Raw genomic sequence first — 20414 nt, 5'->3', positions numbered from 1 at the left:
ATGTAAAGATAATGACATTGGGCGAAATAGGAACGTTTGTAAGAGGAAGCGGTCTTCAGAAAAAAGACTTTACGCCTACAGGTGTTGGCTGTATCCATTATGGTCAAATTTATACCTACTATGGCACATACGCTAAGAAAACAAAATCGTTTGTGTCTCAAGAATTTGCCTTAAAAGCAAGAAAAGCCAAACATGGCGATTTGATTATAGCAACAACAAGTGAGAACGATGAAGATGTTTGCAAAGCTGTGGCGTGGCTGGGTGATGAAGATATTGCCGTTAGTAGTGATGCGTGTTTCTATGCCCATACGATGAATCCAAAATATATTGCATACTATTTTCAGACAGAGCTATTCCAAAGTCAGAAAAGAAAATTTATCACAGGAACAAAAGTAAGGCGTGTGAATGCTAAAGATCTTGCAAAAATACAAATTCCCCTCCCCTCTCTATCCGTTCAACGTGAGATTGTGGAGATATTAGACAAGTTTGACACCTTGTGTAACTCTATCAGCAAGGGACTGCCCAAGGAGATTGAGCTGCGGAGGAAGCAATACGAATATTACCGCAACCAACTGCTGACGTTCGCGCAATAAAAGAAAAATATCATGGCTAATGAAACTACGGTTATTAGAAAGTACAAGGATTACAAAGAATTGTTTTTCTATCAAAAAACGGACACCATCTATCAGCTGACATACATCTTCTGCACAAGGTTCTTACCTAAATACGGTGACAGAACGGTAGACCAGATGGTGCAAGCGGCTCGGTCGGGAAAACAAAACATCGTAGAAGGAATTGAAGACGGGAACACTTCCTCCGAAATGGAACTAAAACTGCTGAACGTGGCTCGCGCATCATTGCAAGAACTGCGCGAAGATTACGCCGACTACTTGCATACACGCCACCTCGCACTATGGAACGAGAAGCACGACAGATACAACGCCATGCTCTCTTTCTGCAAGACGCACAACCAGCCCAAAGATTATCTGCCTTACGCCCAACGCTGGACGGCAGAAGAGTTTTGCAACGCATTGCTAACACTCTGCCATATTACAGACAAACTTATGTGTTCTTTCCTCAAGAGCTTGGAGAAACAGTTTGTGGAGCAAGGGGGCATCAAAGAACGAATGTATGCGGCACGCACGGGCTACCGAAAGCAGCAAGACGAGGAAAGGCGGCTCCTGCTGAGAGAAAATGAACAGTTAAAAGCCGAGCTAAAGGCGCTTAAAGAACGCCTCAAACGCTTAGAAGGAGAGACTAGGGAAGACTAGGAGAGACTAGGAATGACTAGGGATGACTAGGAAAGCCTAGGTAAACCTAGGGACACATAGATACACATAGATACGCCTAGATACACCTAGATACGCCTAGATACACCTGCCCCAGCTAACAACAACAAAAAAAACATCATCATCATGACCACCTACAACACCATTGCAGAATTGCAAAACTTTATTGTCTTAGATAGCTACACCAAGCTGTCACAAGCCTGCGAGCAACCCACAGGCTATCAAACAGAGGCTGCCTTAGAGCGTGAGCTGATAGAAGATTTGGTGAACCAAGGCTATGAATATCTGCCACAGCTCGTAACACCACAGGCTTTGTTGGTAAATGTGCGCAAACAGCTGCAAACGCTCAACAACACTGTCTTCACCGATAAAGAATGGCAACGCTTCTTGGACGAATATTTGGACAAAGCCAGCGACGGCATCGTGGACAAGACACGCAAGGTGCAGGACGATTATATCTACGACTTCGTGTTCGACGATGGGCATATTCAGAATATCTATTTGGTGGACAAGCAAAACATTGCCCGAAACAAGGTGCAGGTCATCAACCAGTTTGAACAGACGGGCACGCAAATGAACCGCTACGACGTGACCATCTTGGTGAACGGACTGCCCATGGTGCAGGTGGAACTGAAGAAACGTGGCGTGGCAATTCGCGAAGCGTTCAACCAAGTGCATCGCTACAGTAAGGAGAGCTTCAACAGCGAAAGCTCGCTGTATAAATATTTGCAGATATTCGTCATCTCTAACGGAACCGACACCCGCTATTTCGCCAACACCGTGAAGCGCAACAAAAACTGTTTTGACTTTACGATGAACTGGGCAAAGGCGGACAACATGCTCATCAAAGACCTGAAAGACTTTACAGCCACCTTCTTCCAAAAGAACACCCTACTGCAAGTACTGCTCTCCTATGCTGTGTTTGACACCAGCGACACGTTGCTCATCATGCGCCCCTATCAGATTGCTGCCACCGAGCGGTTGATATGGAAAATCAGAAGTTCGTACCAAGCAAAGGTGTGGAGCACCCCCGAAGCAGGAGGCTACATCTGGCACACCACTGGTTCGGGCAAGACGCTCACCAGCTTTAAGGCTGCTCGATTGGCAACCCAGCTCGACTTTATAGATAAGGTGTTCTTCGTGGTAGACCGCAAGGATTTGGACTTTCAAACCATGAAAGAGTACCAACGGTTCTCGCCCGACAGCGTGAATGGATCGGAAAGCACGGCAGGACTGAAACGGAATATTGAAAAAGACGACAACAAGATTATCGTGACGACCATTCAGAAGTTGAACAACCTCATGAAGAGCGAGGTGGCATTGCCCGTCTATGGGCAGCAGGTGGTGTTCATCTTCGACGAGTGCCACCGCTCACAGTTTGGCGAGGCACAGAAGAATCTCAGAAAGAAGTTCAAACGATATTACCAGTTTGGATTTACCGGCACGCCCATCTTTCCCGAAAACGCTTTAGGATCGGAGACCACCGCCAGCGTGTTTGGACGTGAGCTGCACTCGTATGTCATCACCGACGCCATACGCGATGAAAAGGTGTTGAAGTTCAAGGTGGATTATAACAATGTGCGTCCTCGCTTCAAGGCGTTGGAAACAGAGAAAGACGAACTGAAACTGACGGCAGCAGAAAACAGAAAACTATTGCTTCACCCCGACCGTATTAAAGAGGTGTCACAATATATCTTGCAGAACTTCAAGATAAAAACTCACCGAAGTCAAGGAAACGGCAAGGGCTTCAATGCCATGTTTGCCGTGAACAGTGTAGAAGCAGCCAAACTCTATTATGAAGAACTCAACGCTCTACAACAAGATAGCGACAAGAAACTGAAGATTGCCACCATCTTTTCTTTCGCTCCCAACGAGGAACAGAAGGCCGTGGGCGATATTCGGGAAGAGAATTTTGAACCCACCGCCATGGACAGCAGTGCCAAAGAGTTTCTGACCAAAGCGGTAAACGATTACAATGCCATGTTCAAAACAAGTTTTGGTATTGACAGCAAAGGCTTTCAAAGCTATTATCGTGACATCGCAAAACAAGTGAAGAACCAAGAGGTGGACCTGCTCATCGTGGTGGGCATGTTCCTCACAGGCTTCGATGCGCCCACGCTCAACACGCTGTTTGTGGACAAGAACTTGCGCTATCACGGATTGATGCAAGCGTTCTCGAGAACCAACCGTATCTATGATGCCACCAAGACATTTGGCAACATCGTCACGTTCAGGGATTTGGAACAAGCCACGATAGACGCCATCACACTGTTTGGCGACAAGAACACGAAGAACGTGGTGTTGGAGAAGAGCTACGAGGAATATCTCAAGGGATTCACGGACATTGCCACAGGGGAAGCGTGTAGAGGTTATGTGGAGGTGGTGAAAGAGCTGAAAGAACAGTTTCCACAACCTGACGAGATAACGACAGAGGCGGAGAAGAAAGCCTTTGTAAAACTCTTCGGTGAGTATCTGAAAATTGAAAACATCTTGCAAAACTACGATGAGTTTACAAATCTCAAAGCGTTGCAAAAGATAGACAAGGAAAATCCTGAGGCGGTGGAGACTTTCAAGGAGAATCATTTTCTGACCAATGAGGACGTGGATGCCATGATGGAGGTGGACGTGTTGCAAGAACGGACAGTACAAGATTATCGCTCCACCTACAACGATATTCGTGACTGGTTCAGACGGGAGCGAGAAGGGAAAGCCGCTGAGGAATCTAAGATTGACTGGGACGATGTGGTGTTCGAGATAGACTTGCTCAAATCGCAGGAAATAGATCTCGACTATATCCTTGAATTGGTGTTTGAACACAACAAGAAAACAAAAGATAAAGACGCATTGATAGACGAAGTGCGCAGAATCATCCGCTCGAGTATTGGCAACAGAGCCAAAGAGGGATTGGTGGTTGACTTCATTCACGAGACAGACCTTGAGTCTATTCAAGACAAGGCAGGCATCATTTCTGCCTTCTTCGATTATGCACAGCAGCGACAGAAGGAAGAGGCGGCTAACCTCATTGAGGAAGAGAAACTGAATGTGGACGCAGCCAAGCGGTATATCCAAACATCGCTGAAGCGTGAGTTTGCCAGTGAAAACGGAACAGACCTCAATGCTATCCTTCCAAAGATGAGTCCGCTCAATCCGCAATATCTAACGAAGAAGCAGAGTGTGTTCCAGAAGATAGCCGCCTTCATTGAGAAGTTCAAGGGCATTGGTGGCATCATTTGAGGCACATTAAAACAGCAATGCTGCCATGGATGATAACACGCAAAGTGCCGTATTACGTTAAAAAACATTAAGAAACAGAGGTTTCGGTTCGTTCCATCTTTACCTCTCATAATAATGTCGTAATTTTGCACCCGATTTATTTAATTCACATAAAGTCTAACTTTATTAATTTTTAAACATTTATTATTATTTATGTCAAACTTAAAGAACGTTCAGCCATTAGAGGACTTCAATTGGGATGAGTTCGAAAATGGAACAAACGTAAACGCCAACTGTGATGACTTGGCAAAGATGTACGACGAAACCTTAAACAAGGTTAGTGAACATCAAGTCACCGAAGGAACTGTCATCTCGATTGACAAGAAAGAAGTGATTGTGAACATCGGCTACAAGAGCGATGGTATCATTCCCGCTTCAGAATTTCGTTACAACCCAGATCTCAAAATCGGAGACAAGGTTGAGGTTTATGTAGAAAACCAAGAAGACCGAAAAGGTCAGTTGGTTCTTTCACACAAGAAAGCCCGTCTTACACAAAGTTGGGATCGTGTTAATGAAGCACTTGACAATGATGAGGTGATTCAGGGTTACATCAAGAGCCGTACTAAGGGTGGTATGATTGTTGACGTGTTTGGTATCGAAGCTTTCTTACCGGGAAGCCAGATTGACGTTCATCCTATACGCGACTACGACATCTTCGTAGGCAAGACCATGGAATTCAAGGTAGTGAAGATTAACCAAGAGTTCCGCAATGTAGTGGTTTCACACAAGGCACTCATCGAGGCTGAGTTGGAAGCACAGAAGAAAGAAATTATCAGCAAACTCGAAAAGGGACAAATCCTCGAGGGTACTGTTAAGAATATCACCTCTTACGGTGTATTCGTTGACTTAGGTGGTGTAGACGGATTGGTACATATCACCGACCTGTCTTGGGGCCGTGTCAGCGATCCTCACGAAGTGGTTTCATTAGACGAAAAGATTCATGTGGTAATTCTCGACTTCGATGACGAGAAGAAGCGCATTGCCCTTGGCTTGAAACAACTCACTCCACATCCATGGGATGCTTTGGATCCAAACTTGAAGGTTGGTGACAAGGTGAAAGGAAAAGTGGTTGTTATGGCAGACTATGGTGCATTCGTAGAGATTGCTCCGGGTGTTGAGGGATTGATTCACGTGAGCGAAATGTCTTGGAGTCAACACTTGCGCTCTGCACAAGACTTCATGCACGTTGGCGACGAGGTAGAAGCTGTTATCTTGACCTTGGATAGAGAAGACCGCAAGATGAGCTTGGGTATCAAGCAACTCAAGGCAGACCCATGGGAGGATATCGAAACCAAATATCCTGTGGGAAGCAAGCACACCGCTAAGGTACGCAACTTCACCAACTTCGGTATCTTCGTAGAATTAGAAGAAGGTGTTGACGGCTTAATTCACATCAGCGACCTGTCTTGGACCAAGAAGGTAAAACATCCTTCAGAGTTCACTACTGTGGGCGCAGATATTGAGGTAGTAGTTCTCGAAATTGACAAAGAGAACCGTCGCCTGTCACTCGGTCACAAGCAACTCGAAGAGAATCCTTGGGACACTTACGAAACTCTCTACACTCCTGGTTCTACCCACAAGGGTAAGATTACAGAGATGATGGACAAGGGTGCCGTGATTACCCTGAACGAAGGTGGCGAAGGCTTTGCTACGCCTAAGCACTTGGTAAAGGAAGACGGTTCGCAAGCAAAACAAGGCGAAGAACTCGACTTCAAGGTGATCGAGTTTGTGAAAGATACCAAGCGCATCATCCTCTCTCACAGTCGTACATTCGAAGATGAGAAGGAAGAAGTGAAGGCTGCACCAAAGCACACTAACAAGAAGCAAAACGATGCCGCAGCCATTAACAATGTGGCAGCTGGTACCAGTTTGGGCGACTTGGATGTCTTGGCTAAACTGAAAGCCGACATGGAAAGTTCAGACAAATAATTGTTTGACGCAATCATAACAGAGGTCGATTCTTCACGAATCGGCCTTTTTTTATCCCCCCCCACTCTCCTACACCACGTCACAACTATTTCACTGGCGCATTGGTTTTTAACAACGAAAGAAGCGAAATTCCTGTGTGAGGGTTTTTATTTTCAACAAGTCTGCGAGGAACTTGGCAAACCGTTCGCAGCAGAGGAGGAAAGATGTTAACAAAGATTAAACGTTAAAAATAATACGTTCGCCCCACTCCATAGCCGTTAACTTTTTTGTATCTTTGCATCAAATAAAAAACATACCGCTCGTTTCTGTTCTGAAACGACACTATTTCAATCAACACTTATTATACTAAAATGTATAGCAAAGACGAATTATCATCTAAGGATGTCCGAGAATTGACGGATATCGCACAAGAATTGGGTGCAAATCTTGATGCAACACAAACGCCCGAACAACTCATAGATACCATACTCGAGAAACAAAATGCAGACGATGACAACAGTGCTTCGACAGGAACGAAGCGCAAGAGAGTCCGCATTGCGAAGCACGAAATCGACAGAGTGTATTCGGTGAATGGCAAGGAGGGCGAAAACTTTGACCTAAAGAAAAACAGACCAGTCAACGAACCTATTTCCCTATTTAAGGACCAGTTGGAGGAAGAAGCCCCCGCAGATGATGAAACGCCTGCACTCTCGCCCGAAGAAGAGTTGGCTGCCATGCCCAAACACCGTGGTAGAAAAACAAAGAGAGAACTTGAACTCTTGGCGATGATTGAAGCCAAAAACAAAGAAAAGGCAGCAACAGAGCAAGAGGAAGAGAAGAAAGAGGAGAAAGCAGAGGAAGAAAAGTCTGCTGACACTCCCCTCACAGAGGAGGACAATGCCATTCCTGAAGAAAAAGAAGAAGAGGTGATACCCGAGGAAAGCGCCACTGCCGCATCTGAAGAGCCTCATAAAGAGCAAGGGATGAGCAACCTCTTGGCACAATTACAGGCGAAAGTAGATGCACACAACGAAAACGCACAAGAACACCGAGAGAATGTTTTGGACGGAATATGGGAAGGCGACCCCGGCGACGGCACCGACTTCATCATCGTGCAAGACCTGCCCATTATGGATCAAGGTGCAGTGCCTAACTTTGACATGTTAGACAATCCCACCACTCCTATCAATCCTCCCACTTCATACCAAGCCCCCACCCCCATGACCAACGCCAATCAGCCTGCATACGATTTTGCAGACCTCATACAAGCCAACGGAGTGTTAGAAACCATGCCCGACGGCTATGGCTTCTTGCGCTCGAGTGATTACAACTACCTCTCATCGCCCGATGATGTCTACGTTGCCAGTTCGCAAATCAAGAAATACGGTCTGAAGACAGGAGATGTGGTACAATGCCGTGTACGTCCACCTCACGACGGAGAAAAATACTTCCCACTCACTACTATTGACAAAATCAACGGCCGCAATCCCAACGAGGTACGTGACCGCATCCAGTTTGAACACCTCACACCCCTCTTCCCAGACGAGAAGTTTACACTTTGCGGCGATCGCGAAACCACGAATCTATCGACCCGCATCGTCGACCTCTTCTCTCCTATCGGTAAGGGGCAGCGTGCACTCATCGTGGCACAACCCAAGACAGGTAAAACCATCTTGATGAAAGACATTGCCAATGCCATTGCTGCCAACCACCCCGAGGCTTATCTCATGATGTTGCTCATTGACGAGCGACCCGAGGAGGTAACAGACATGGCACGCACGGTGAATGCAGAAGTCATCGCCTCCACCTTTGACGAACCTGCCGAGCGTCATGTGAAGATAGCAGGCATCGTGCTTGAGAAAGCCAAACGCATGGTAGAATGTGGACACGATGTGGTGATATTCCTCGACTCCATTACCCGATTGGCGCGCGCCTACAACACGGTGAGTCCTGCCTCAGGCAAGGTCTTAACCGGTGGTGTGGATGCCAACGCACTACAAAAGCCCAAACGCTTCTTCGGTGCAGCTCGAAATATTGAGGGCGGAGGGTCGCTCACCATCATTGCCACAGCACTCATCGACACAGGTAGCAAGATGGACGAAGTGATTTTTGAGGAGTTCAAAGGCACAGGAAACATGGAGTTGCAACTGGATCGCTCGCTCTCCAACAAGCGCATCTTCCCAGCGGTCAACTTGGTGGCATCGAGTACACGACGCGACGACTTGCTGCAAGACAAGACCACACTCGACAGGATGTGGATTTTGCGCAAATACATTGCCGACATGAATCCCGTGGAGGCAATGCACACGCTGCACGACCGCATGGTGAGAACCCGCAACAACGAAGAGTTTCTGTTGTCGATGAACTCGTAAACATGAACGAAGATATAGAAATAAAGGGTGCTCGTGTCAATAATCTGAAAAACATCAGCATCCGTATTCCACGCAATCAACTGATTGTCATTGCCGGACTTTCCGGCTCTGGCAAATCTTCGTTGGCCTTCGACACACTCTATGCCGAAGGTCAGCGCCGCTATGTAGAATCGCTCTCTGCCTATGCACGCCAATTCTTGGGGCGCATGAGCAAGCCCGAATGCGACTTCATCAAGGGGCTGCCCCCTGCCATTGCCATTGAGCAACGGGTCATTGCTCGCAATCCGCGCAGCACGGTAGGCACCTCGACCGAGATATACGAATACCTGAAACTGCTGTTTGCACGCATCGGCAAAACCTTTTCGCCCATCAGCGGTGAAGAGGTGAAGAAGCATTCTACTGACGACTTGGTGGACTGCATGCTGCAATATTCCGCAGGCACCAAGTTTGCAGTGGTATCTCCCCTGCACCTCATCGAGGGGCGGACACTGGAGAAACAACTCGAAATGGAGATACAAGAGGGTTATACCCGATTGTGGCTGAACAACGAGTTTGTGCGCATTGACGACCTCTTGCAAGACAAGGCGGCACTCAAGGCGATCCCCCTCGACCAGATTTTTCTCCTCATCGACCGCCTATCGGTGAACAATGACAAAGATACCATTTCACGATTAACCGATTCGGCAGAGACCGCCTTCTACGAAGGGCATGGCGAATGTATGCTCGTGTTCTTCCCTTCCAACATCACCTATCAATTCTCCACACGCTTCGAAGCCGACGGCATGAAGTTTGAGGAACCCAACGACAACCTCTTTTCCTTTAACTCGCCCTTAGGCGCCTGCCCTACCTGCGAGGGTTTTGGTAGCATTATTGGCATTGACGAGAAATTAGTCATTCCCAACACCACCCTCAGTGTGTACGACGGTTGTGTGCAGTGCTGGCACGGAGAGAAGATGGGCGAATGGAAAAACGAATTTTGTCGGCGGGCTGCCCAAGACAACTTCCCCATTTTCAAACCTTATCTGGAACTGTCGCGCAAAGAGAAAGATATGCTGTGGCACGGACTGCCCTCTGAAAAGCAAAAGGACATTCACGACCAAGTGAGCATTGATGCCTTCTTCCAAATGGTGAAGGAAAACCAATACAAAATACAATACCGTGTCATGATGAGCCGATACAGGGGCAGAACCGTGTGTCCCACCTGTCACGGCACACGTTTGAAGCAAGAAGCCAGTTGGGTGAAAATTCAAGGCATGTCTATCACCGACTTGGTGGAGATGCCCATTGTCAACCTCAAGCAATGGTTCAATGAACTGACACTCAACGAACACGACCAGCAAATAGGCAAGCGACTGCTCACCGAAATCAACAATCGCTTGCAATTCCTCCTCGATGTGGGCTTGGGCTATCTCACGCTCAACCGACAGTCGAACACCCTCAGTGGCGGCGAGAGTCAGCGCATCAACCTCACCACCTCATTGGGCAGCTCGCTCGTAGGCTCGCTCTACATCTTGGACGAGCCAAGCATCGGTCTGCACAGTCGTGACACGCAGCGACTCATCGAGGTATTGAAAAAGCTGCAAGCCTTAGGCAATACCGTCATGGTGGTAGAACACGACAAAGAAATGATGTGCGCTGCCGATACCCTTATCGACGTGGGTCCCGATGCAGGACGATTGGGAGGCGAGATTGTGTTCAATGGACCGCTCCAAGAGGTGCTACAACATCCTGCTGAAATGGCACGCAAATATCCACGTTCGCACACCATACAATACCTCACAGGCAACGAGACCATTGATATGCCCACCTCCAGACGGTCGTGGAACCATGCTATCAAAGTGGTAGGGGCACGCCAAAACAACCTGAAAGGCATTGATGTCAGCTTTCCGCTCAACGTGCTTACTGCCGTTACGGGCGTCAGTGGTTCGGGAAAATCTACACTCGTGAAGGGCATTCTCTACCCTGCATTGAAACGTCATCTCAACGAGGTGGCAGACCAGCCTGGCGAATACATCTCCTTAGAAGGCGACTGGAAATACATCCAGCACGTGGAGTTTGTCGACCAAAACCCCATTGGCAAGAGTTCGCGAAGCAATCCTGCCACTTATGTCAAAGCGTATGATGCCATTCGACAACTGTTTGCCGAACAGCCATTGGCAAAACAATTAGGTTTTTCGGCACAATACTTCTCCTTCAACACCGAGGGCGGACGCTGCGAGGAGTGCAAGGGCGCAGGCACCATTACCGTGGAGATGCAATTCATGGCTGATTTGGAATTGGAATGCGAGGCTTGTCACGGTCAGCGTTTTAAGAAAGATGTGTTAGACGTTCGTGTGGCAGGGAAGAATATCAACGACGTGCTGAACATGACCATTGCCGAAGCCATTGAGTTTTTCGATGCGCTACAACAGAAGTCAATCGTCACCCGATTGCAACCACTCTATGATGTGGGATTAGGATACATCAAATTAGGACAAAGCTCCTCTACCCTCTCGGGCGGTGAAAACCAACGTGTGAAACTGGCTTACTTCATTGGACGTGAGAAGCAGGAACCCACACTGTTCATCTTCGACGAGCCTACCACAGGACTTCATTATTTGGACATCAAGCGTTTGCTGTCGGCATTCGATGCACTGCTCAATCGAGGGCACTCCATCCTTGTCATCGAGCACAACTTGGATGTGATTCAGTATGCCGACCATGTCATCGACCTTGGACCCGACGGAGGCGACAAAGGGGGCAACTTGGTAGCGACTGGTACGCCCGAAGAGATAGCAAAATGCAAAGACAGCGTGACAGGGCAATATCTCAAGCGAGAGTTGCACAAAGCACAGTCCTAACGATAGCCAACACCAACCACCCAACGCACAGCGCAAACCTGAAACATGAATCGCACCGAACTCTCTATCCTCATTCCCACCTACAACGATTGTTGTGCAGAACTGGTGAACAGCTTGGCACAACAAGCCATGCGTTTGTCGGGTTTAAGCTATGAGATAATCGTGTTAGATGATGCATCTAACCGCCCTGAAGTATTACTTCAAGCTGCTTACATTAATGAGTTAAGAAACACGCGGTTCGTACGTAGAGAAACGAATGTGGGACGTGCCAAAATACGCAACATCCTTACTTCCATGGCACGCTATCGATGGCTCCTTTTCTTAGACAGCGACATGGAGATTGTCAGTCCTGATTTCTTGGAACGATACCTACAAGCACCCCCCGAGGCAGCGGTGGTCTATGGTGGCAACTGCGTGCAGCGTGACAGGCTGCCGCACGATGGAACCCTGAAATATCGCTATGAAAAAGCGGCTGAACAAACGCACGATGCTGCCCAACGCAACAAACAACCTTACCAGCAGTTTAACACTTCCAACTTTTTAGTGGCAAAGTGGGTCATGAAAACGCACCCTTTTGACGAGCGCATCCAGACCTATGGCTATGAGGACGTGCTGTTTGGAAAGACCTTGCGCACGGCAGGCATTCCTATTCTGCACATCGACAACCCCGTAGGCTTCGGCACGTTTGAGTCGAACCGCAGCTTTCTCGCCAAGACCGAAGAGGCAATGCACACCCTGTTTCAATACCGCAAAGAACTGGTGGGCTATTCCAACGTTTTACATACCTATGCCCACCTCCGCCGTTTTCGGTTGGCGTGGCTCGTCCGTCTGCTCTTTTTATGCGTAAAAAAAAGGATGAGAACCCATCTCCTGAGTACTCATCCCTCTCTTTTTGTCTTCAAATGTTACAAATTAGGTTTTTATGCGTCCTTGCCACACAACCAACAGCAAGGATGATGCGCAAATTTTCCGCACGATTGCACAACAATAAATAAAGATTGATATTGTTAAACAACCAATGCAACTCCTGCAACGGTAATTTTTTTTAACAACAAATAAAAAACTCGTGGCAGTCTCGCCATATTTCTTCCACAAAACTTGTCTATTTCAGGAATAATTGCCATTTTTGCACTAACAACTGCAGAAAAATGTAGATTATCACACTTTTCCGCACTTAAAAATGTAAACGCATGGAAATACGAAGAGACATCATAGACACCTTTAGGAGGTGGAAAGAAGAGACTGACAGGAAGCCAATTCTATTAAAGGGAGCAAGGCAGATAGGCAAGACATGGGCAATGGAAGCGTTTGGCAAGGAGGAATTTGACTATTGCGCCAAGTTCGATTTTGACCGTCAGCCAGAGTTAAGGTCTGTCTTTCAAACTTCCAAGAGTCCGGAGAGAATCCTGAAAGAGCTTTCGCTGTATACGGAGGTTCCCATTGTAGCAGGTAAAACGCTGATAATCTTCGATGAGATTCAGGAGTGCGAGGAGGCATTGAACAGCCTAAAATACTTCTATGAAGATGCGCCAGCGTACCATGTCATTGCCGCTGGCAGTCTGCTTGGCGTAGCGGTGAAGAGGCGCAGCATGACGGTACCGGTGGGCAAAGTGAGTATCATGCGTATGTACCCCATTACATTCCGAGAGTTTCTGCGTGCTGCCGATGAGAAAACGTTTAGCTATGTAGAAAATCTGCACGAGGCCAGTCACCTACCCGAAATTGTCCTCAACAAGTTGAAAACGGAGTACAGGCGTTACCTCGTGTGCGGCGGCATGCCCGAAGCAGTTATCAGCCTTCTTGGCAACAAAGGCATGGAGGCTGTGGAGAAGGTGCAGCAAGACATTCTTGACCTCTACGAGCTTGACTTTGCCAAGTACGCTACGCCGAGGGAGATTCCACGCATCCATGCCATCTGGCGCTCGCTGCCCTCGCAACTTGTCAAGGAGAACCGAAAGTTCATCTTCAAGATAGTAAAGCCAGGCGCAAGGTCAAAGGATTATGAAGACGCACTGCTTTGGCTGGAGGATGCTGGAATGATTTACAGGGTGTTCAACATTACCAAACCCGGACTTCCTATTTCAGCCTACGCAGATCCGTCGGCTTTCAAGGTATATGCTTGTGATTGCGGGTTGCTTCGCCGACTGGCACGGCTTCCTGCCACTGTCATCCTGAATGCCAATGCCAACTATACGGAATTTAAGGGCAGTATGGCGGAGAACGCCATCTTGCAGTCGCTCATGCCGTTGTTGAAAGACGACATTCCGTACTACTGGTCGCCCGACAGTCGTGCTGAGATAGAATTCGTTATCCAATGGGGTGAGCGTATCATACCGATAGAGGTAAAGGCAGAAAATTGTGTGAGTGGCAGAAGCCTATCTGTCTATAACGAGCGATACCACCCACAGGAACGTATTCGCTTCTCTTTTCTCAATCTACAATACAACGAGGGATTGCTCAGTTGTCCTTCACCCTTAGCAGATTGGTTTTATAGGCTTTTGCCAAATGAACAAGAGTGACGAGGAGTATGCGTCATGAACAAAAAAGAATATTGTGTACTGCAGTAGCAGCCATGGTTACGAGCAATGACGGGGCGAAACCCCAAAAGGAATACAGCCCAGGGTAACACCCTGGGTTAGCGGTAGTTAACTAATTGCGCGCTGTAAGCGCAAAAGGAGCCAGTAAAATACTCGTTCGTTTCTTCCTTTTGCTCTTTCAGAGCGCAAATTAGTTAATTCACTGTTACCCAGGGCGCTGCCCTGGGCTAATTTTCTATTGGGCTTTCAGCCCGTCTTTGCAGCAGGCAAACCCTTTGTTCAAGATAAAACAACAGAATTTCAAGCCAATAAGGCAGCGGAAATAATATTTTTATCGTAGCAACGGAAGTACACGGAACGACACTGACGTGTCGTGAAAACTCGCAAAAGTTTTATTCGTTGTTAAAAATATTGTCTTTCTAAATTTGTTGCATTCGTTGAACGCCTGCGTTCATTAAATTACCAACCATGTAAATTCGTTGCTTTTGTTTTATTCGTTGTTCAAAAATATTGTCTTGCTAAATTTGTTGCATTCGTTGAAAGCCTGCGGTCATTGGCTTTCCAACAATGAAAATTCGTTTCTTTTGTTTTATTCGTTGTTAAAAAATATTTAATTCGTTGTTAAAAACAAAAAGTATTCAATGTTAAGCATGGCTTATTTTAGTTCATGCTGAAAGAACTGTGCTATTTGTCGCATCAGGTGATGACGGGTGTTGCCGCCATAAATGCTGTGATTGCGGTTGGTGTAATAAATCTCACGGAAATCCTTATCCGCCTGCACCAAAGCCTCGGCATACTCGAACGTGTGTTGCGGATGCACGTTATCGTCTGCCAAGCCATGACACATCAGCAATGCCCCCTGCAACTGTGATGCACGCCCAATGGGATTGAGCGCATAACCGTCCGGATTCTCCTTTGGCGTGCGCATGTACCGCTCGGTATAAATGGTGTCATAGAAACGCCAATCGGTGGGCGGTGCCACTGCCACGCCTGCCTTGAACACACCACGCCCCTCGCTCATGCTCATGAGGGTGTTAAATCCGCCATAGCTCCAACCCCAGATGCCTATTCTCTCTTTGTCTACAAAGGATTGCTTACCCAACCACAGTGCTGTCTCCACTTGGTCTTTCGACTCTAAGTCGCCCAAACGCTGGTACACCACCTTTTCAAAAGCAGCACCACGACCGCCCGTGCCTCGCCCGTCGACACACACCACGACGAAGCCCTGCTGCGCCAAATAATAATCGAAAGCACCGCCTTGTCCCATTGAGCCTGCCTTCCACGCATTCACCACTTGCTGACTACCGGGACCGCTGTATTGGAACAAGATGACGGGATAACGATGAGAAGGGTTGAAATTGGCAGGCTTCACCATCCAACCATCGAGCGTAACACCTTCTGAGGTGGTGAAAGAGAATTTTTCCTTGGGAGTCCAACCATATTTCGCCGTCTTCGCCAAGAGTGCTCGGTTGTCAATGCGTGTAGAGAGTACCTTCCCTTTTCGGTCGCGAACCGTGTAAACATACGGATGATCGTAGTCGCTCCAAGTATTGATAAAATATTGATAATCACCCGAGAACAGTGCTTCGTTCCACCCTTCTTGAAGGGTGAGCCGCTCTTCCTTACCGTTGCGATGCGACACAAAGATTTGTCGGTCGTGTGGATTCAGTGCGGCAGCCTGATAATACACATCTCCTGTCTTTTCGTCGTAGCCATAAAAGGTTGTAATATCGTATTTTCCGTGACCAATGGTACGCAACAGCTGACCGTTCATGTTGTACAGATAGCCCTTCATGTACCCGTCTCTGTCGCTCGGCAACAGGAGGGTGTTCTCTCCTATTTTGATGCCTTCCATGGCTTCTTCTTTAACATAGTTGGGCACCTTTTCTTTGATCAGCAGTGTCGCCACCGTACTCGACGGATTGACCGCAAAGAGGTTCAGCTCGTCTTGATGCCGATTCATCGTATAGACAAGGATGCGATTGGGGTCATTGGTAGGCTTGATGCGTGGGATGTAGCCGTCAGCCTCTAAGGGAACTTGCAGCTGGCGCGTCTGATGACTCTTCACATCAAAGCTCCACACCGATACCTGCGCATTGTCCTGCCCCGCTTTGGGATATTTATAGGTGTACAGTCCCGGATATTCATCGTACTGCATTTGTGTGGGATGTGAGCCTTTGAAGAGTTGTAACGAATAGCTCTTCACCTTCGATTCGTCATATTTAATCCAACAAATCTTGGTGCCATCGGCATTGAAGCAGAACGAACGGTTGGTGCCAAACTCTTCTTCGTTCACCCAATCGGGGATGCCATTGATGATTTCGTTGAAGCGTCCGTCCTTGGTAACCTGACTCTCGGCATTGTCGTACAACAGCTTGATAAGATGGAGGTTGTTGTTGCGCACAAAGGCAATCTGCTTCCCGTCTGTCGACCACGTTGGCACTTGCTGCTTGCCACACTCGGAGAGCGGCTCGAGTTTGGTGCTTGCCACCGTATAGATATAATAGTTGGCTTTGAACGAGCGGCGATAAATGCGCTCTGTAGCGGTCTGTATGAGCATCTTCGTGCCATCGGGCGAGAGTTCGTAGCCGTCAAACGAATCGATGGTCGAACCCATGGTATGCTTCACGTCAAACAACACAGCCGTTTGTTTGCCGGTTTTGAACGAATATTGTACAATACGCTGCCCATCTTTGCTGATACTGGCATACTGGTCGGTACCCGGAATGGGGCGAATGCCTGTCAACCGTTCGGCAGCAAAAGCACCGTCGGTAATATCTTTCAAGGTTATCTTCTCTGTAGCTTTCGCTGTGGTAAGTGCCATTAACAATATAAGGGCACAACTCATCATCTTTTTCATTGGCTTAAAAAAATCTTCTATCATTAGCATTGCAAAGATAACGATATTTGCGTAATTTTGCAAACGATGGAACAACTATATCGTGACTTTGGCTCGTGGATTCGCGAGCAATTTCCCTTTCGGGTACAGAAAATTTCTATTGATGCAGGTTTTACCTGTCCCAATCGAGACGGCAGCATTGGTACTGGCGGCTGCACCTACTGTAACAATCACACTTTTAACCCTTCGTACTGCGACCCGCACCAGCGCATCACGGCTCAATTAGAAGAAGGCAAGCGATTTTTTGCACGCAAGTATCCCGACATGAAATACTTGGCTTATTTTCAAGCCTACACCAACACCTATGGTTCCATTGCGTCGTTACGGTCGATGTACGAAGAGGCACTCAGGGTAGAAGACGTGGTGGGCATCGTTATCGGAACGCGCCCCGACTGCATGAGTGAGGAGTTGCTCGATTATTTGGAAGAACTGAATCGGAAAACCTTCTTGTTGGTGGAATATGGTGTAGAAACAGCCAACGACGATACCCTGCGCCGCATCCGTCGTGGACACACCTTTGCAGAGAGCCAGCACGCCATTGAGTGCACGCACCAACGGGGCATCCGCACGGGCGCACACATCATCGTTGGACTTCCTGGTGAATCAGCTTCAGAAACCATTGCGCAGGCACCGCTCATCTCGGCACTGCCCATCGATATTTTGAAGATTCACCAGTTGCAAATCATTCAGCACACCCAACTGGCTCGTGAATATAGAGAAAAGCCTTTTCATGTGTACACGGTCGATGAATACATGGACGTGATGATACGTTATTTAGAGCAGCTACGCCCCAACTTGGTCATCGAACGCTTTGTCAGTCAGTCGCCACCCCAACTTCTCATTGCCCCACAATGGGGACTAAAAAACTATGAGTTTACCGAAAAGCTCTGCAAGCGTATGCGTGAGCTGCACACCTTTCAAGGACGAAGACACGAAGAGACAAGTTCTTGCTGAAACAGTACTCATAGCGCATGAGGTGACACAAGCCTACGCTTGCTCGCTTCTATCGCTCCACACTCACTACTTCAATGGTCTTTCCTCCGATGACACGAAATTTCACCTCTTTGCCTGCAAATGGCATTCCATACGTCTTCGTGTCCTCTGCATGATAAGCAGGACGGGGATCTAATGCCAATATCGCTAACAGCGTTTGTCGCTCTTCGGCAGTAAAGGCTGAAGAAAATTCCGCAGGCATCCTTACGTCCAAGTGTTTTAGTTTCGACAAATCTGTAAATCCGCTCCGTGCATCTGCATGACTATCGGTAAAGGGAAGGTAGGGTTTGATGTCGTAAATGGGGGTGCCGTCCATCAAGTCGCCCCCTAACACGTGAAGCACAGGACCGCACTCGCTCTCCCACTCCACACGTTGCAAACGCACAGACGACAGTCCTATGGGGTTGGGTCTGAAAGGCGAACGACTGGCAAAGACGCCCACCTTCTCGTTGCCGCCCAACAGCGGAGGACGCACCAACAAATGGGTAGCATCGTGTGGGTTGGCACTAAACTTCCACACCAACCACAAATAATCAAATCCCTCAATGCCTCGCAGCGCATGCACATCACGAAAGGCTGGCTCGAAAACCACCGTCCCTGCCAACTGTGGCACCACACCACTCTGTTTGGGTATGCCAAACTTGGAGGCAAAGGGCGAATGAAAATAGGCAATGGGTCTTAACACAAATTCATCATTCATACCGTCATCTTGTTTTTGCAAAGATACGATGAATCCGTGCAAAATTCAAATTTTTCGATATTCCTTTGAGAGGGTTACGGTTCTTTCATTGAAGGGCAAGTGTACCTACTATCCAGCGCGCTGTAAGCGCAAAAGGAGCCAGTGAAATACTCGTTCGTTTCTTCCTGTTGCTCTTTCAGAGCGCAAATTACTTGATTCACTGTTACCCAGGGCGCTGCCCTGGGCTAATTTCCTATTGGGCTTTCAGCCCGTCTTTGCTGTGTGCAAACCATTTATTCAAGATAAAACAACAGAATTTCAAACCAAATGAGGTAGCGGAAATAATATTTCTCATCATAGCAACGGAAGTACACGGAACGACATGGAAGTATCGTGAAATCACGTGAAATTCCTGTTGCGGAAAACAGTACATCCCATGAACCAAGAGAATATCGTGTATTGCAGTAGCAGCCATGGTTACGAGCAATAGTGGAACGATGTTCGAATAGTGCAATGTGCAGCAACCGTGGTTACGGCAAGGACGGGGCGAAATTTCAACAAAATGATAACCCCAAAGCATAGCAGCTGATGTAACGAGCAAGGACGGGGCGAAATTTCAACAAAATGATAACCCCAAAGCATAGCAGCTGATGTAACGAGCAAGGACGGGGCGAAATTTCCACAAAATGATAAATCCAAAGCATTGCATAGCAGCTGATGTAATGAGCAAGGACGGGGCGAAGCCCCAAAAGGAATACAGCCCAGGGTAACACCCTGGGTTAGTGATAGTTAACTAATTTGCGCGCTGTAAGCGCAACAGGAGCCAGTGAAATACTCGTTCCTTCCTGTTGCTCTTTCAGAGCGCAAATTACTTAATTCACTGTTACCCAGGGCGCTGCCCTGGGCTGTATTCCTTTTGGGCTTTCAGCCCGTCTTTGCAGCGCGCAAACCATTTTATTCAAGTAAAGTCAACAGAATTTCAAGCCAAATGAGGCAACGGAAGTAATATTTCTCATCGTTGCAACGGAAGGACACGGAACGACACGGACGTGTCGTGAAAACAGACACAAATTTCATTCGTTGTTAAAAATATTGTTGTCTTGCTAAATTTATGTCATTCGGTGAACGCTGGCGTTCATTGAACGCCGAGAATCGGATTTGTTGGATTGGTTAAATTTGTTGTTAAAACAAAAAACATGATTGTTGTAACAACAAATGACTTTATCAATAAAAATCCGTGTGGGACAGCATGTCCGTGTTCTTCCGTGATTTTACGTTGCTATTACAAGGCTGTTTGCTGACGCTGCAAACAATCAAACAAAACAATCCCCAACAACCAAAAAGAGCCAACCCTTTTGTGAGTTGGCTCTTTGCTTTTAGAGGATTCTTGAACAGCTGAGAATGGCTACTATCGCTGCTGCCAAGAGAAGAATGTTAATACAAAACCGTAAATAGACATTCCAAACAGCCAATTGTTTGGCTAAAGGACTCACAGACTCGTGTGCTCTTCAGCGTTCGTCTGTGACGTCGTGATCTTGTTGACTAAGAATGCCCAATACGGCTGTGGCAATCGTGATAATCAATTTAATGATGAGTTTCCAGTTGGTGTTTTTCATGGTTCTTT

General features: G+C 47.4%; 12 protein-coding genes. 9 read left to right on the top strand and 3 right to left on the bottom strand.

Annotation, left to right across the window (positions count from 1 at the left end; all coding sequences use genetic code 11):
- The first annotated feature begins 11 nt into the window (after nt 1-11).
- The 8 genes from BN35_RS13565 to BN35_RS01265 all read left to right on the top strand — a co-directional run bounded on the left by BN35_RS13565 (nt 12) and on the right by BN35_RS01265 (nt 14201).
- A complete protein-coding gene (locus BN35_RS13565) occupies nt 12-593 on the top strand; it encodes a restriction endonuclease subunit S (RefSeq protein ID WP_081411400.1) in 582 nt (193 codons plus the stop codon).
- Nucleotides 594-605: 12 nt separating this feature from the next.
- Nucleotides 606-1271 (top strand): four helix bundle suffix domain-containing protein, encoded by a 666-nt coding sequence (locus BN35_RS01295; protein ID WP_025071828.1) that lies wholly within the window; start codon nt 606-608, stop codon nt 1269-1271.
- Nucleotides 1272-1415: 144 nt separating this feature from the next.
- Nucleotides 1416-4523 carry a type I restriction endonuclease subunit R gene (locus BN35_RS01290; RefSeq protein ID WP_025071829.1) on the top strand — a complete coding sequence of 1036 codons (3108 nt, stop codon included), beginning with the start codon at nt 1416-1418 and terminating at the stop codon, nt 4521-4523.
- A gap of 192 nt (nt 4524-4715) precedes the next feature.
- The gene (gene rpsA / locus BN35_RS01285; RefSeq protein WP_028900734.1) at nt 4716-6491 is read left to right on the top strand and encodes a 30S ribosomal protein S1; all 1776 of its coding nucleotides are present in this window, start codon (nt 4716-4718) and stop codon (nt 6489-6491) included.
- Nucleotides 6492-6841: 350 nt separating this feature from the next.
- On the top strand, nt 6842-8842 hold the full coding sequence (gene rho, locus BN35_RS01280) for a transcription termination factor Rho (RefSeq protein ID WP_025071830.1): 2001 nt from the start codon (nt 6842-6844) through the stop codon (nt 8840-8842).
- 2 nt (nt 8843-8844) lie between these two features.
- Nucleotides 8845-11682: an excinuclease ABC subunit UvrA gene (gene uvrA / locus BN35_RS01275; RefSeq protein ID WP_025071831.1), complete on the top strand. Its 2838-nt coding sequence runs from the start codon at nt 8845-8847 to the stop codon at nt 11680-11682.
- A 45-nt stretch (nt 11683-11727) separates the two neighbouring features.
- Entirely contained in the window at nt 11728-12639 is a 912-nt protein-coding gene (locus tag BN35_RS01270) for a glycosyltransferase family 2 protein (RefSeq protein ID WP_028900735.1), read from the top strand.
- A gap of 233 nt (nt 12640-12872) precedes the next feature.
- Complete coding sequence (locus BN35_RS01265; protein WP_028900736.1) at nt 12873-14201, top strand: ATP-binding protein; 1329 nt, start codon at nt 12873-12875, stop codon at nt 14199-14201.
- A gap of 673 nt (nt 14202-14874) precedes the next feature.
- Here BN35_RS01265 and BN35_RS01260 read toward each other — a convergent pair.
- Nucleotides 14875-17079 carry a S9 family peptidase gene (locus BN35_RS01260; RefSeq protein WP_025071832.1) on the bottom strand — a complete coding sequence of 735 codons (2205 nt, stop codon included), beginning with the start codon at nt 17077-17079 and terminating at the stop codon, nt 14875-14877.
- 66 nt (nt 17080-17145) lie between these two features.
- Between BN35_RS01260 and BN35_RS01255 the strand changes: the two genes are divergently transcribed.
- Nucleotides 17146-18072 (top strand): TIGR01212 family radical SAM protein, encoded by a 927-nt coding sequence (locus tag BN35_RS01255; protein ID WP_025071833.1) that lies wholly within the window; start codon nt 17146-17148, stop codon nt 18070-18072.
- A 49-nt stretch (nt 18073-18121) separates the two neighbouring features.
- Here the strand turns inward: BN35_RS01255 and tsaA are convergent, their stop codons facing one another.
- Nucleotides 18122-18811, bottom strand: a complete 690-nt coding sequence (tsaA, locus tag BN35_RS01250) for a tRNA (N6-threonylcarbamoyladenosine(37)-N6)-methyltransferase TrmO (protein ID WP_028900737.1) — start codon at nt 18809-18811, stop codon at nt 18122-18124.
- Between the two features lie 1487 nt (nt 18812-20298).
- Nucleotides 20299-20406, bottom strand: coding sequence for a smalltalk protein (locus tag BN35_RS13660; RefSeq protein ID WP_154653941.1), 108 nt, complete (start codon nt 20404-20406; stop codon nt 20299-20301).
- Nucleotides 20407-20414 lie beyond the last annotated feature (8 nt).

It is taken from the genome of Hoylesella timonensis 4401737 = DSM 22865 = JCM 15640 (genome assembly GCF_000455445.1).
GTDB classification, from domain to species: domain Bacteria; phylum Bacteroidota; class Bacteroidia; order Bacteroidales; family Bacteroidaceae; genus Prevotella; species Prevotella timonensis.
This window is presented reverse-complemented; position numbering and strand designations above follow the sequence as displayed.

Excerpts from the sequence above, each read along its gene's own strand:
- BN35_RS13565 (WP_081411400.1), top strand. The coding sequence starts at position 12 with ATGACATTGGGCGAAATAGGAACGTTTGTAAGAGGAAGCGGTCTTCAG.
- BN35_RS01295 (WP_025071828.1), top strand. The coding sequence starts at position 606 with ATGGCTAATGAAACTACGGTTATTAGAAAGTACAAGGATTACAAAGAA.
- BN35_RS01290 (WP_025071829.1), top strand. The coding sequence starts at position 1,416 with ATGACCACCTACAACACCATTGCAGAATTGCAAAACTTTATTGTCTTA.
- rpsA (WP_028900734.1), top strand. The coding sequence starts at position 4,716 with ATGTCAAACTTAAAGAACGTTCAGCCATTAGAGGACTTCAATTGGGAT.
- rho (WP_025071830.1), top strand. The coding sequence starts at position 6,842 with ATGTATAGCAAAGACGAATTATCATCTAAGGATGTCCGAGAATTGACG.
- uvrA (WP_025071831.1), top strand. The coding sequence starts at position 8,845 with ATGAACGAAGATATAGAAATAAAGGGTGCTCGTGTCAATAATCTGAAA.
- BN35_RS01270 (WP_028900735.1), top strand. The coding sequence starts at position 11,728 with ATGAATCGCACCGAACTCTCTATCCTCATTCCCACCTACAACGATTGT.
- BN35_RS01265 (WP_028900736.1), top strand. The coding sequence starts at position 12,873 with ATGGAAATACGAAGAGACATCATAGACACCTTTAGGAGGTGGAAAGAA.
- BN35_RS01260 (WP_025071832.1), bottom strand. The coding sequence starts at position 17,079 with ATGAAAAAGATGATGAGTTGTGCCCTTATATTGTTAATGGCACTTACC.
- BN35_RS01255 (WP_025071833.1), top strand. The coding sequence starts at position 17,146 with ATGGAACAACTATATCGTGACTTTGGCTCGTGGATTCGCGAGCAATTT.
- tsaA (WP_028900737.1), bottom strand. The coding sequence starts at position 18,811 with ATGAATGATGAATTTGTGTTAAGACCCATTGCCTATTTTCATTCGCCC.
- BN35_RS13660 (WP_154653941.1), bottom strand. The coding sequence starts at position 20,406 with ATGAAAAACACCAACTGGAAACTCATCATTAAATTGATTATCACGATT.